This window comes from Bradyrhizobium sp. MOS001, assembly GCF_004634465.1.
Taxonomy (GTDB): Bacteria; Pseudomonadota; Alphaproteobacteria; order Rhizobiales; family Xanthobacteraceae; genus Bradyrhizobium; species Bradyrhizobium barranii.
On the sequence record NZ_SPVJ01000081.1, the window covers coordinates 1 to 13910 of the forward strand.

Genomic DNA, 13910 nt, shown 5'->3' on the forward strand with positions numbered 1-13910 from the left:
GACCATTTGTTCATGGGGCACCGGAATAATTCGTTCACGGTCGCTGATCCGCGACTTGCCGCCTTTGTGAACGACCGGATCACGCAGGACGTGGACATGGTCACGCTGCGCTTCAACTACCGCTTCGGCGGTTATGGCGCCCCGATCGCAGCGCGTTACTGATTTCCTCCAGCGAACCTAAGCCCCGGCGTCGTCCGGGGCTTTTCTTTATCTCTCGACAACGCGGCGGTCCCGCTTAGGAAAAAGCCGGTAGGACACTCAGGCGGTGCAGACGCCGATAGCGCCGAGCATCTGCCTCATTGAGGATCAGGTCGCGATTTGCATGGCGCGGGAAAGCCTGCGCACAAGGGCAATTGAAAGGCGCCGCAAGGTCATCGATAATCGATGCGGGTTCGAGCCTCAGCCCGAGGCCTGGCCTTAACAACCTCCAAGCCCCGGCCTGACCCAAACCCCAAGGCCGGGGTTTTTTTCTCGGCTGCGCGAGGCCTTCGCCGGTGTCCTCTGAGCCAGGCAATCGCCTTGGTCGACGCTGTCGGTGCACAGCGCCAGGCACGGATGCAGCCGGCGTCAGCAAGCCTTGTCGGTGCGAGCCGGTGCGACCGTGGCTTTGGAGTTCGAGGTCATACGGCCACGTTTGCGCGGCGACCGCCGCAACCGACCGTTTCGAAACGCGGCTGATCAGTGCGCAAGCGGCCGTGCGAACAACCAGCGAGCCATCGCGGATCGCGGTGTTGTTGACGGCGTCGAGCCGTGCGGTTTTGTGGTCGACGCGGTTCACGACACTGCGCACGTCGCGCAGTTCGGGTCGCATCTGTAGGTAAGATCGTTCATGGCAACACCAGTTCGTGCGGCGCGAGGCCGTTGATGGAAATTCTTGCTGCCAGTTGCCCGTGGCGTCAGCACCGGCGTCCCGGTGCGCGCTTGTTCGCGAGCGGACAGAGTCCATCGCCTGGTCGGGCACGATCGCAAGGAGGAAACGATGCCGCTGACACCTCGACAAAAGCAGTAGTTGCTGCTCGTCGATCGCCAATATGACGTGGCGAAAATGGCTGCGGCGATCACGGCGGTGATGTCCGAGAACGAAACCGCGACGCTGCTCGACTGCGAGATGGCGCTGCGCGACGCGGCGGCATGGTCGTTTTAAATTAATATGCGCGTTTAACCGTGAATTGTATTTTCGATATTAGCGACGTTTAGAGAGCGGTATCCTCAGCGCCGATTAAACATGCTGTTCCGTGAAGTGCCAAAGCCAGCGCGGGCCACGGACAGAGGATTGGCGCATGATCAAGCCTTCCACAGATGGCCTGTTGTTCTTTGAAGGCCGAGAATTGCGTATTGTCGCATATGGCGTTAGCCGGACACACGCTCAAGTCCATGCGGATGGGCTCGGTCTTCTTCCGATAAACTTCTACATTACCTTCGACGGCTTTCTTACAGTTGCAAAATGTCGGCTCGTGTGGAGATGGCGGCACGATATTAGTGTCGTCTTTTCCAGAGGGACGAGGATGGCGCGGCAAGCGCTTAAAGGCCGGAGACCGGCAGATTCAAATCCGTCAAGTTGGCGGATTTACCCGCAAGCTCATGAACGCGCATGCACCGAAGAGCAGTGCTTTCTTGCCACCAAACTCGCGATCGATCCACGGCAGCCACTTGCCGTGCCCGGTGATCCGCTTCGCATCGGTCAGGCACCACGCCCGATCTCGATGATGTCGCCAACCACGCGCTTGCCGAGCGCACGCATCACGGCGACATATCGATGAGAGCGGCACGCGCGAAAGCGGGGACAATAGAACAAGTCCGTCATCCCCGCCCGCCCGAGCCAGGAGCGTCGAAACTAATGGCCCGAACGCCCTTTAGTTCGTGACTCACATATACGATGCACTGTTCGCCCGTCGTGCTCAAGCCGCACGAAACCGTTGGGCTTCGTCGAGAGCCCCTCACGCTCCGTCCCGGGCGCGGAGCTCCCCTCGCGAAAGCCCGCGATGAAATGGTTCGAGACGTCCGGCGGCATGATGCGGCAAAGGTCGTAATACGAACCGCTCATCACCGTCGCGCGTTCATACGACGATGCAACGCGCGCCCAGCGGCGGCCCGCATCCAATCCGCGCTGACGTTCGTGAGTCAGTTCCATAGCTAGCCCCGCCTCGAGGGCCCCGGTAAGACGGACCCGACCCGCCTGCCACCTTCCCACACCTCCATCTCATATTCATCAACTAGATCGCGCGCGATTGCGAGCGCGGTGGCGTCCTTGCTGCAGCGATGAACCTTCGGCGGCGCCATGACGCCCCGGTCCTTGTTTAATTGATAGATTCGATATTCGGGCATCAAGCTGTTCCTCTGCAATCCGCAGAAGCAAACCCGATGCCAAGGATCATCCGACGCAAAATTCACAACGGGTGCCGAAGCGATTCGCGCGGACGTGGCGAAGCGAAAGGTCTTTCCTCATTAATAGGAAAAAAGCCCGGCAGACCGCCGGGCTTTCGCTCGACCGGGACGCACGTCCGAATCCCCGCCGCGCGGTCATCGAAAACCCAAAGCCAGCAACCCTTGGCACGCGCTGCTTAGAGTCGCACCACACAAGCAGCGCGTAATGGGCAGAGGCAGTCCGGCAGGTGGTGGACAACCATGAAAAAGCCGCCACGCGACTATGTTCGCGCCTCGGTTTGAATCGATGATGCGCTAGTGTACCAGCCGTGCTCGCACGGCGACCAGCAAGGACCGTCAGCGGGTTTGGTAACGCATCCTCCTGGCGGCCTTTCCTCGTAGAAAATTCTCTATTCGTGCTTTCGTGCGCAGCGCCGGTCTGAACCTGCTTTTGGCACAAACTGCACTTTTCATACGTTGTGATTATGCTCTGCTAGGTGCGGGCGCTTCGCCGAAGCCTTGTCAATCCAGCGCCGGGGAGCGCGCCGGCCCCGGCGCGCACGGTTCTTTTACGCCGGGGCCGTGTCGCGTGCTGCAAGCCTACGACTGCAGCGATCGATAGCGGGGTTATGAGAAGAGAACTCGGATGAACGGGTTATCCCTGCCGACGCTGTTAACGTGGGCAATTGCAGTGGCAGCACTTGCGGTGTTTGTTGCGGCCTACGTGCCTTGGTAAATTCTTTCGCCGGATACATCATCGGACGCCGCAATGCAGTTTGTGCCGCGCTTGGACCGCGAACAACTTCCGGCCTGAATTTACCAATTTTGCTTGCACTGCGTTAGGGCAGCACTCATTGGTTCGGTGCAAACCTATGTTGAAGTGACGGGAGGTCTTGAAATGATCGAGCGTCGTGCTGCAAATGCGCCGCGCAGTGAGCCCTCAAGCGAGTCGAAATTGATCGGCTCGCACTCCACTGCGTCAAGGGGCTTCCCGGCGCGCATCCTTGCATTGTGAAGAACCTCCACGACCGGGGCGCCGGCCTCCGCGCGGCCTGGTTACCTACACCCGCCAGCAACCTTGCGCTTTCATTCAGTGGTTTTCAAACGAGCATCCATTGCCGCGTCGTCTGGCGATGTGGCGATGATCTCGGCGTCGAGTCTGTCGACGGCAAGCAGGATGTGCTGGCCCCGCACTAAAGAATTTCCGACGCGGGCCGCCTCCACACAATGCCACACCCCGGCGCCGAGCTGCACGCTTTCGCCGAGACGCCTGAGCCGCCGCAGGCCGTCCGCGACGAGATTTGCGCGGTTGCTGCCCAAGGCGAAACGATTACCTCGAGTCGCCATCACATCGGCGAGCTGAGCGGCGGTCATCGGACCCGCCTCGCGCAGGACGGCGAGCGCGGCGCGGCCGTGATGGATCGCGCGGCCGTTAGAGCGCAATAAACATAATCCCGATCATGACACCCGAGAACAGGCCGGCCGCGACGACAAGCGTGGACAAGATACGGTCGAACAGCATGAGCGCCTCCGTGAGGGCTGATTCGCACGCACACTAGGGTTGAGTTTTTGCCGATTAACACCACTTTCGGTGATTCCGCTGGCGGCAATAGGCTTTCCGTTTTCGGCACGCACAATGGCATAAATTGCCCTTGCCGCCGGACGGCGGAGCGTCGCAGCTTTGATATTCTTGCTGCCGACGGATGTCCCACCTCCAATGGCTCTCTTCGTCGGCGGGGAGCGAGGCGGCTCCGGCGCCATTCCAGCCCCCAGCGCCCCGGCGCTGGAGCCGACCTCACGCAGGCCACCAATGAGCAATTTCGCCCTTGGCTTCTTGCTCGGCCTATGGACCGGCGGCGCTATGGGTTACGTGATTTGCGGCGTGCTCTGCAATTCGAGGGACAGCAGGCAGGACTGACACGGGCTTGTCCGCCTTTCGTTTTTGCACATCGCAACGAATGTCGTGCCGGCTAGCCGGCTTTGATCTCGGCGCAGGCGCAAAAGGTCAGATTCCCGCTAAGCCCAATTTTGGTGATTTCGAAAACGAGGTCTGGCGCTGCCACGATGCCTCCACGATTTCGCAAATCACTTGAATCTTACGCTTTATTCCGGAGGTTACAATTCGGGTTCACCACATCATGGATGCGACCAGCGCGACGCCAAGCGCGGCTGTAATCCAGACCCGCGATTGGTAAATCCAGAACCGACGGCGGGTCATGACGCTCTCCCCTCGATTGAGGAAGCCGCTCGACCGCAGCGGTGCCGGTTGATCCAGATCAATGAAATGAAACGCGGACACATTCTGAAAAGCAGGAAAGCGAGCCGCACCACCGGCAGCATGCCGACCGCAACTAGTTTGCGCGCTCGTCGTTCTGATCGACGGATCGAGATGTCGCTTCGCGCAACGCCTCCAAAGCATTGCGCGCGTGCTTTGCAGCTCTACTGTTGCCGGTCTTTTCGATCACTTCGAGTGCCCAGACCAAATACTGAATGGCGGACTCGGCGTTAGAATTGCGGCGACCGGTCATTGCGACTGTTTATTTCAATCTATTTTGTTCGCCACTTGATGCGCATTGATTGAAATGCGGGAAAGCCCACTGGTCAAGTGAACAGTTCGGGCGGCGCTGAAGGGAAATCATGGATGCCTCTGAAGCGCGACGGCAACCAGCAGCACCGGCAGTATGCCGACCACAATGACTGCGATACGAAAGAGCACTTCCGACATGGCGCAATCATGGCAAGTAACCGTCCACAATCAGCTCAATTGCGCCTGCCATTGTCAGCCCTCACCAGCGGCAATGATTACCCCACTCGCCTTAAACCAAGCCAAGTTTCGGGGATATCCAGTTACAGCACGCAATCACGTGCCCCGAGCGCGTTCAAAACAGCGCCTCTCCGCAGATTGTGCCCTGCTCCTGTCAGATGCGATCCTACTACGAGACCGAGACGTCTTAAGGTGAGGAGCGCAACGGGGGCACACAGCTCAATAGAAAGTCCGGCTCCCAATATCGCAATGGCGCGTTGCTCATCCGCGTCGAGATCAGCCCATGAAATGCCTTCCATTGCGCGCCTCAAAGTTGTTCCTGGCCGGTATCTAAAAATTAAACGCGTGCCTGATTTGCCGCAGCATGGCGATGGCCCCGTCGGTGTACCGGCCGTTGGTTAGGTATTGATCCAGTTGCGCTACCAATTAGTGCCACAACTGCCACCGTGAAACCCTTAAACATTTGGCCTCTCCCGCAAGAGATCGCCAACCGGGCGTATTTCAAGCCGTTTTCTGAATGCCGCACCGCAAAATGGCGGCCTGTTTGTAAGATGGTGGCAGCCACCGATGACCAATTGCTTAACCGGCAAAGCGCCTATTGAGGCGGCTCGCGCGCCTCAGCAGGCTATCCTCCTCGATGACCTCTCGAATCTGGTGGGTAAGATAGCGTTCAGCACTCGCATGTAGGCAATCGCGTTCCGTTTGCAGAAATCCTCAAGTGCTTTGCTGAGCGAGGGATTTCCGCCAGCGATATAGGCGGCGCGAAGTGTGTTGACTTCCAGCCAATCCGCATCCGTGAGGCCAGCATGGTCGGAGACCGCAACGGGATCACGTTCGGGAGACACCTCTAACCTCCGCTATTCCACGGCCAACCGCAGCTTGGCTCCTTCTCGTTCAGCCAGAGGAGTGCCTCGCGCGCTTCCAAAAATGTGGCCCGCTCTTGCGCCGACCTGATTGAACCTCCGTCGGTGACGTAAAGAACGAATTCGGTTTCAGTTCGAAATAATATCTCGCGTCCAGTGCACTCGGTCAGAGTATCAACATCGATGAACTCGAATTTCCTCGAATGAACCATCTGCATTTCAGACGGCCTCACTTTTCACCGTACCTCGCGCGCCCAACGGACCATCGTCGCCGTCGCAGGCTGGCTACAACCTCATCGGTGGTGGGCGATAAACGAGATGCGCGTGCTTCCTCTCGGCTCGTGCCAACGGCTTGGGTGTGGATGCGCGGCGCGGGGACAGTCGGTGGCTGCTCCGCGCCACTTTTAGCACGAACCGCGCCGCCTAGGGCCGCTCCTGGCTCAGTGACGTCGGGTCCGATCGATCAAGAAATCATCCAGCTGTCTGCCAGCTTGAATTTGCGGCCCCAGCCATCGGGGTTGCTTGCCACGGCCGGACCAAATCTGCATTGGGTTCTCCGGATTTCGATACTTCGGCGGAACGGGAGGGTAAGGACGTCGCGACCGACCAAGGTCCGATATGTTGTCGGCTCCTTGAAGCTGACGTAGCCGTTGCTCGAGCCTGGCTTTCTCCGCCTCTAGTTTTTGTGTGAGCTGAAAAGCCACCTCTTCATGGATCTCCCACAGTTCATCTGTGGACCTCGATTTTAAGTCGTCACCTCTCACGGTACGCCTCCGTTTTTTTGGCGGGCGTCGGTATTGGACGGCACGCAAGTATTGGACAATCATCAGTTCAATTGGCTGGTTTCTCCGAATGTTAAGCGTCATATTATAAACTAAAGCGTGTGTGGAGAGCATTGTTCTCTGGTACAATGAGCGGCGTGATCGCCGGGCCTGTGGAACAGCCGAGCCCGCAATTGGTTGCGCGCATCACGCCGCAGCGCGGTCCTCTTTGTCGACCCCGCGCACGACGATCCTGAGCGCATCACCCGGCAATGGCCGCTGCAACGCCTTGACCTCATCCCACGGCGCGCGCATCCACAACTCCCGCTCCCGCACCTGGGAACCGCTCCAGCGACCGAGAAGGCGGCTTGATCAAGATCAACGCCGCCGCGCGACTGCCGCCAACGATGGCACATGACACTTGACCCGAGACAGGCGTCCATCATCGAAGCAATCGCGACTGGCATTTGTTTCGGTCTAGTCGCCTACTTCGCCTACCTCCTGTTTTCCTTTTTGACGACAGGATGAAGGCTTAACGCCACTCCTCCTCACGCTCCCCGGCGCACCGCCGCGCTGGCCGGGTTCTTCGACTTGAGCCAGGTCATCATCTGATGTCGCGCGAGAGTTCAGCCGCAACAACCTTCACCACGCATATCGCATACCAGCGGCTCCTCGGACGCCGTCGCCTCTGCCTCCGTCGGTACCGCCGACGGAGAACTGGTAGTCGGCGTTGGCATAGACGCTGACATTGGTGTTCACGTTCACGCTCAGGCCCCCCCCCAGTTGCAGGCGCGTTGCCTGTTCCAGCAGCGGCACCAGATCGACGCCGGAAAAAGTCGTCGTCGCCCGCGCTCCCCAGTCACGCCACAGATTGGCGCGCACATAAGGCTGCCACACCTGCCCGCTGTCGCTGACGATGGTCCATTTGCCGCGTAGGCCAATTCGCCCGCTGGCGCCTGACGTCGTGCCCAGCGCGACCGCACCCAGGCCGTCATTGGCGTCGTCGAACGACACATGTTGCCAGACGACCTGCGCCTGCGGCTCCAGCACGAAGCCCGGTCCCAACACCGGCAGATGGATCGGATAGCCCGTCTCCAGCGATGAGAGGAAGCCGAAGCCGGTGGTCCCAAGCCTGGCGAACTGAGTGGATGCGGAGCCCTCATAGTGCGTCGCCTGCGCTACCGCGTCGACGTACCAGTCGCCCGGGCCGTAATGCGTCCAATAGGCCGCGCCCGACCAGGCATCGAGATTGAGGCCGCCGGTGTGGCGAAGCACATAGTTGGTCGCCGCCTCGTTGGTGACGAGACCGTTCACGTCGACATTGGCATTGGCATATCCGACATAAATGCCCACTGCATCGCGATGGCCCGGTATCCATTCGCCGCGCCACAGATCGATACCGCTCTGAAAGCCCAGTACCTGGCCGGAGGCGCGCGGATCGGCGAACGCCCTGTAATGGTTGTCGATCTGTTGGCCGAGGACCCGGCCCCAGATCGATGGCCCCCAGCCGGTATTCAGGCAATCGGTTGGCGCTTTCACCGGCGCCTTGCGCCAGATCCCGTCCCGCCTGTCGCCGTCGATTACGCATGGCGTCCCCGGAATTGCGTTTAGCGAAGTATCGCCGGTGCGCTCGTGCAAGGTACCGAGCGTCGTCATCCCCAATTGCCGGGCGATCGGGTGGACCACGCCATAGGTCGCGATCTCTGGCCCGATGATCGGGAAGAGGCCCGGCGGCAGCGGCTGCGGCGGCGGATCGGTTGGCAGCGACGGCCCGATCGGCACGAGCGGTATCGACGGATCGATCGGTCCGACGATGAAGCTCGAGCGGAGGAACCAGTCCTCAGGATTGCTGCCACTGAGACCGCCACGGAAGAGGCGATAGTCGAACGCGCCGGCGCGCAACTCGCCGCCAGCGAGCGTAAAGGCGCCGGGTGCTGTCGTGCCGCCGTTGATCGCCTGTACTACCTGGATGCCATTCGCCACCGTCTCGGCGCCGGGGCCGCCGGCATTGGTGATGCGCAAGAAGGAATTGCCGATCGCGCTGCCGCCATTGATGACGAGCCTGTCCGACCGCGAACCGTCAGCGCCGAGAAACGTGTTCATCGCGATCGTTCCGCCAATCCCGATGTAGCCGTTCGTCGTCAAGATCGTGCCCGGGGCAGTGCCCGTGCCCATGTTCACCAGACCGCGGTTGGCGAGGCTGAGTACGGTTTGGTTGAAGCCATCGAGATCGAGCGTTCCGGCGGGCGCCACCGCCACTGCCGAATTTGGGCTGAACGTGTTCGCCGCGCCTGCTCGTAACGTGCCCGCGTTGACGTTCGTCGCGCCGAAATAGCTGTTGGCGGCGATGAGCATGGTGGTGCCGGCGAACACATTCACGGTGCCGGTGCCGCTGATTGCTGGTGCAAACAGGTAGTCGGCGGACGTGTGATTGAAGTTGATCGCGCCGGCGACAGTGCCAAATGCGACGCTCGGGGTGTTGAGCGTGCCGGGCGCAGCCGCTGGGGCGCTCGCGCCCGCGCCGATGTTGAGCGTTCCAGTCGCACCGGCGTTCGCCGCGATCGCAACAGTAGGCGCGGTAACGACGCCGCCCTCCGCGATCGTGAGCGTGCCGGTGCCCAAATTGCCAATGTTCACCCCCGAACTGTTGGTCCAGGCCGATCTCGCGCCGGCCACCCTCACCATACCCAGCGAGCCTGCACCATTGCCGATGTTGGCGGTGAAGGCGGTGTTGTTGACAACCATTCCACCGTTTGTGATCGTGAGCGTCCCCGTGCCAAAACTCCCGATATTGAACCCGCCGCCGGGACCGATGTTCAAACTGGAGCCAGCGCCTGTTACCGTCACCGTCCCGGTCGAGCCGGCAGCCAATCCGATGGAGACGCCGCCACCACTGTTCACCGTGCCGCCGTTTTGGATAGTCAGCGTGCCCGTGCCCAATCCGCCAACCACGAGATTACCAATGTTCGTCCATGTGGAGCCGACGTCGGAAACGGTCGCCGTACCCTGTGAACCCGGCAAATTGCCAATAAAGCCGCCTATGTCGGCCAACGTTCCACTGTTTCGGATGACGAGCATTCCTGTCCCGTTTTGCCCGACGGCAAGATTTAGTGCTGTTGCTCCCGCGCCCCTGACCTCCGTCGAATTTGGGGTCACCGTGTCAATGTTTGCGCTGGTCGCCGTGTTCGGAACACCGGCGCTCCAATTTAGAGGGTTAAACCAGCCATTGGAGAACGCCCCGGTCCAGTTGGTCTGGGCGTGTGTCGACACCGGAGATGCCGTGAAAAGCGCGATTGCCGCCAGCAATATGGATGAGACAAACTTGCAGCTGGCGCGTGCCGGTGAAGTCGCGCGGCGGCGGGCTCCGATGGACCACGGTCGATCACGCCGCACATCAACCTCCAGCCCCACAGCCAGCGCAGTTGCGAACGAGAACTATCACAATCGTGACTTGAACCGCCGCAATTGTGGCGATCGCGGGTGCAGTTCATCTTTCCTGGTGGCTGTTGCGCTCCTGCCACGCGAAGGGCCGATGCCACGGGCCGCGCCCTGGGACGATTTGGGCTCTGGCCGAACTGGCCCGGTCGAGAACACGGACGGGAAAACTGGCCGCGGTTAGATTTCAGCTCAGGGGCTTCCTTACTTTTGCGGTCGGCCTTCCCGTCCTCGGCGGCGACGAAAAGTTACCGGCGTAAGCGCTAGCCGTTTGCGTCATCGTCGTCTGGACGACGGTCGACGGTGAGCGCGGCACGAAGTCCAAGCCGGTGCCGGGGCCGCATCAGGTCTATGGTTTTCTCACAACATCACCGAACGCGGTGGTCGGGCCGATTTATCCGAAGGCCATGCCCGTGATCCTGCTCACCGACGAAGAGCGGGACGTGTGGATGCGCGCACCGTGGGACGAGCGAAGGCACTTCAAAGTCCGCTGCCAGACGATGCCCACAAGATCGTCATGCGCGGGACCGACAAAGAGGATCGCGCGGTGCAAGCGCAACTCAAAATCCTTTCCTTGAGATCGATATAGAATGAATGACCACGATGGCCTCGCCTGGCTTCATCGAATCGTGCCTGCCGTCGAAGGTGGAGCGGCCACCGTCCGGCCCGCTGTGGGTCCACGAAATCAAGCAGGATGGCCACCGATTGTTGGTGGTTCGGGGTGGATCGCGCGTCCGCTGCTCTTCGGTCAGGCAGCCCCGCACACGCGCCGGATGGCCGCCTGTGCGCTTGGCGTGGCTTGCCCGGTGTCCTGTGGCCCGGCACTGGCGGCGCGCTGTGGGGCCTTCCCGGGCTCGCGCTGAGGCGGCCCGGTTGCCGTGGTTGACCCGAATGAACCGACTACTTTTTTTGCTCGGTGGTGGTTGTGGTGGTCGGGGTGCCGTGGCGCGCGTCCCGTCGCTCGTCGCGTCCTGTGCGCCGGTCTTGACGCCGCTCTGTGCGAGCGGTGCGGCGTTCCTGGCGGCGTTGTGTTCGCCCGCTTCGCCGCTCCTGACGGCGCTCTGTCCCAGACATCGGCGCGTCTGCGGGCGGCGTCGCGGGCGTGACCGGGGCGGCGGTCTGAGCTTCCGCCTCTGACACCGCCAAAATCGCGGGCGAGGCCACTAGCGCAAACACAGCCGCGTATCCAAGGAAAGCGAGCGTGCTGCGACGACAGATCAGTTTCGGCTCCGAACTTTCACTCATCTTCAAGCTCCCGGTTTGTTTGCTGCCTCGTGAGCATGTCCCTCAACGTCGAGGGACTGGCTGTTGATCTAAATCAACCGGGGCGTGGCTTCAGCCCGTCCGCTTCGTGCCAGCAATGTCATCGGAACTTTATGGGCGCGATTGAACGCCTGAATTGGTAGTTCCCAATCAGACCGCCACGAGCAACTCAAAAGTCGCCGAGTATTGGAGACTTCGGTTGCCAACAAGTGCCGTGAGATCAATTTGGGCAGCATTGTCGCAATAGGTGCCGTTAAATCCGATGCCAACTGTTCCCTTTCGCGCCATCGGTCGCATTATCGGGGCTGGGGTGTGTTCGTCATTGGTAAATTCACCTTTCCATTTCCCGTTGGAGCAGGTGTAGGTGCCGACAAAGTAAAAGAAGTCGGTGCCACCGAGCATCGCCCCATCGCGCAATATCATGACGCCGTCAGCGCCACCATCGACACCGTCCCGCGCTTTCGATCTATAAACGTATAGTCCGTTTCTGATCATTGCTATTCGGTGGTGACCAAACCAGTCAGGTTCGCTTTCTTCGTTTGGAAAGCCCTTGGCCCGCATTGATGCATTACGGCTTATCTCAGTCCCACTGACGAGATGAGCTCTCTCACAATGCGTATTGGCAAACCGCCAACATTGATCCACATCAACGGGCGGGGTCCAGTCATCATGGAGTTGCGCTGAAGCGAACACCCATCGCTGATGGCTGCCATCGTGTCGCTGCCATGCCATGTGATCGGTAGGCTCGCGGAGACCGTCGAACGATGGTCGTCCCTCCGCAACGGCCGCCAAGGTACTACCGAGAGCGCCCCAACGCGCCGGGACCGCGCGGCCACCCGGTTCAAGCGTATTTGCAATCGCGCATTCCCGAATTTATTTGTACGGATCGTACACAAATGGCCGTGCGCCATCTGGCGCATGAGTACGGAAGCCGTGATCTTCATGGATTGGAACGCCGGGTCCGGCACGAGGTTGATGGATTGCACACCATCGCGGCGGCGCTGACCGCGCGCTGGATTGGAGGCAGCACATGATCATCGTGGACGAAGACGGCGAGATCATCGCCACAGCATCCGATGACCATACTCTAATCGGCGGCCACCACCGCCTCGCAGTGGCGGCCAGCCTTGGTAAAAAATTGTTCTGGCGACATACCGGCGAACCAGTGAAGCTTGATAACTTCTTCAAGCATTATGGAAGTTCTCTTCGACATTCAGCCTAAGCCGCTCGCCGAACGTATCGTTGTTCAGGCACATCGCGATGGTCGTCATCGCGGTCGCGCTACTTGCGGCGTGAGCGTTCGACCAGCTTGGCGCTCAAAACGGTGATGTGAGCGCCAGCAACGCGATCCCGCATGCGCGTTGACTGCGCTGGCGCTGGTGGCAGAACTCGCGGCTTCAGCACCCGGAAGAAGGCCATGATGGCGGATCGCGTGAGGAGCCCGGCCTATGCCGTGCTGCGAGCATCGTCGGGGCGCGCGCCCGCTGCCGATGATGCCGCAGCCGCAACCGGCGACCAGCGGGCGATGGTGGCAATCAGTCCTTGATTTGGCTAAGTAAGTGGTCGGCGTAGGTCCGCGTAGCGAATGCGATCACGAAGCCCGCCTTTAGCGGGACATCAAATTGGAACTGCAACTAGGCGATACAGAGCGGGAGACGCTGTCCCTAAGAGCAGTCACGCCTCGACGTTTAAGGCATCACTTGCCCCGCCGCTTGATCGCCCACAGCCGGTAGGCGGCACGCCATCCACTGCAATCTGTAGCGGCTTGCCTGTCCGTCTTGGCTGGGCGGAGCTGCTTGCCCTTTGTGCTCCACGCGATATTCTGTCGATAGGCTGGGGGGCCTTAGAATGTTCGATGTGTATCTGAACACCAAGCGTGATCTGCTGGTTGTGCGCAATGGTCTGCCAATTCCTCTTCCTGACGCGTCAGGCAGATGGCGTAAAAAGAAAATAGTGGCGAGCGTCAGCGAGGACATTAAGCTCGCCGTTGAGAGGCAGGGCTACTACATGCGGAAGCTAACGGACTTCAACAAGTGTTAGTCCGCAAAGCGCATGTGCAACCTTGTCTGATTGCGGTTGCTGGCACAAGGGTTCAGCTCGTTACTGACAGCCTGCGAGGCTCGCTCTTGTCTACGAGGTCGACGTTCATAGCCGCCTCACGATGGTAGTCCGAAGATCGGGAGCTGCTATCTATTAGGCGCGTGCTGCAGGCACAGAGGTTGCAGCGCAGTCACCCCGACCTCGTCCTCGCAGGACGTCGTCCCGCCTCTTCGACGGATCCGCTCAATTGCTAATTGATCATGCGGTCGCCTCCTCGCGGGTCCATCGGAACTCGCTTCCATCTGCCCAGATCCGATGCATCACGATCGCTAATTTTCGTGCGACTGCTACGACCGCTCGGCGAAGGCCGCGTCGCTTGGCCACCCTTACACCCCAGGCTTTCAATGCGGACCAACGCTT

The 13910-nt window shown here is 60.3% G+C and carries 9 protein-coding genes and 2 pseudogenes; 5 read left to right on the forward strand and 6 right to left on the reverse strand.

The features are described 5' to 3' along the window. Positions 1 to 1009 precede the first annotated feature (1009 nt). Entirely contained in the window at positions 1010 to 1144 is a 135-nt protein-coding gene (locus CT676_RS46200; protein WP_275552148.1) for a hypothetical protein, read from the forward strand. A gap of 136 nt (positions 1145 to 1280) precedes the next feature. Further along, positions 1281 to 1760, forward strand: a complete 480-nt coding sequence (locus CT676_RS41495; protein WP_135217108.1) for a hypothetical protein — start codon at positions 1281 to 1283, stop codon at positions 1758 to 1760. A 74-nt stretch (positions 1761 to 1834) separates the two neighbouring features. Here CT676_RS41495 and CT676_RS41500 read toward each other — a convergent pair whose 3' ends face one another. From CT676_RS41500 to CT676_RS41515, 4 genes are all read right to left on the reverse strand, one after another. Then, positions 1835 to 2131, reverse strand: coding sequence for a hypothetical protein (locus CT676_RS41500; RefSeq protein ID WP_135217109.1), 297 nt, complete (start codon positions 2129 to 2131; stop codon positions 1835 to 1837). Between the two features lie 1319 nt (positions 2132 to 3450). After that, a complete protein-coding gene (locus CT676_RS41505; RefSeq protein ID WP_135217110.1) occupies positions 3451 to 3738 on the reverse strand; it encodes a hypothetical protein in 288 nt (95 codons plus the stop codon). Between the two features lie 2693 nt (positions 3739 to 6431). Next, on the reverse strand, positions 6432 to 6887 hold the full coding sequence (locus CT676_RS41510; RefSeq protein ID WP_343287584.1) for an H-NS histone family protein: 456 nt from the start codon (positions 6885 to 6887) through the stop codon (positions 6432 to 6434). A 507-nt stretch (positions 6888 to 7394) separates the two neighbouring features. Beyond that, the gene (locus CT676_RS41515) at positions 7395 to 9830 is read right to left on the reverse strand and encodes an autotransporter outer membrane beta-barrel domain-containing protein (RefSeq protein WP_135217111.1); all 2436 of its coding nucleotides are present in this window, start codon (positions 9828 to 9830) and stop codon (positions 7395 to 7397) included. Between the two features lie 641 nt (positions 9831 to 10471). Between CT676_RS41515 and CT676_RS45790 the strand changes: the two are divergent. Further along, positions 10472 to 10776, forward strand: a pseudogene (locus tag CT676_RS45790) (SOS response-associated peptidase); the annotation flags it as partial. A gap of 824 nt (positions 10777 to 11600) precedes the next feature. On the opposite strand, the gene CT676_RS45795 reads toward CT676_RS45790, so the two are convergent. Beyond that, a complete protein-coding gene (locus tag CT676_RS45795) occupies positions 11601 to 12182 on the reverse strand; it encodes a hypothetical protein (protein WP_244623500.1) in 582 nt (193 codons plus the stop codon). 298 nt (positions 12183 to 12480) lie between these two features. Here CT676_RS45795 and CT676_RS41530 point away from each other — a divergent pair, with 298 nt between their 5' ends. Next, positions 12481 to 12672: a hypothetical protein gene (locus tag CT676_RS41530; protein WP_028153650.1), complete on the forward strand. Its 192-nt coding sequence runs from the start codon at positions 12481 to 12483 to the stop codon at positions 12670 to 12672. A 195-nt stretch (positions 12673 to 12867) separates the two neighbouring features. Continuing rightward, on the forward strand, positions 12868 to 12996 hold the full coding sequence (locus CT676_RS46205) for a hypothetical protein (RefSeq protein WP_275552149.1): 129 nt from the start codon (positions 12868 to 12870) through the stop codon (positions 12994 to 12996). A 752-nt stretch (positions 12997 to 13748) separates the two neighbouring features. Here CT676_RS46205 and CT676_RS45805 read toward each other — a convergent pair. Next, positions 13749 to 13910 (reverse strand): annotated as a pseudogene (locus CT676_RS45805) (IS110 family transposase); the annotation flags it as partial.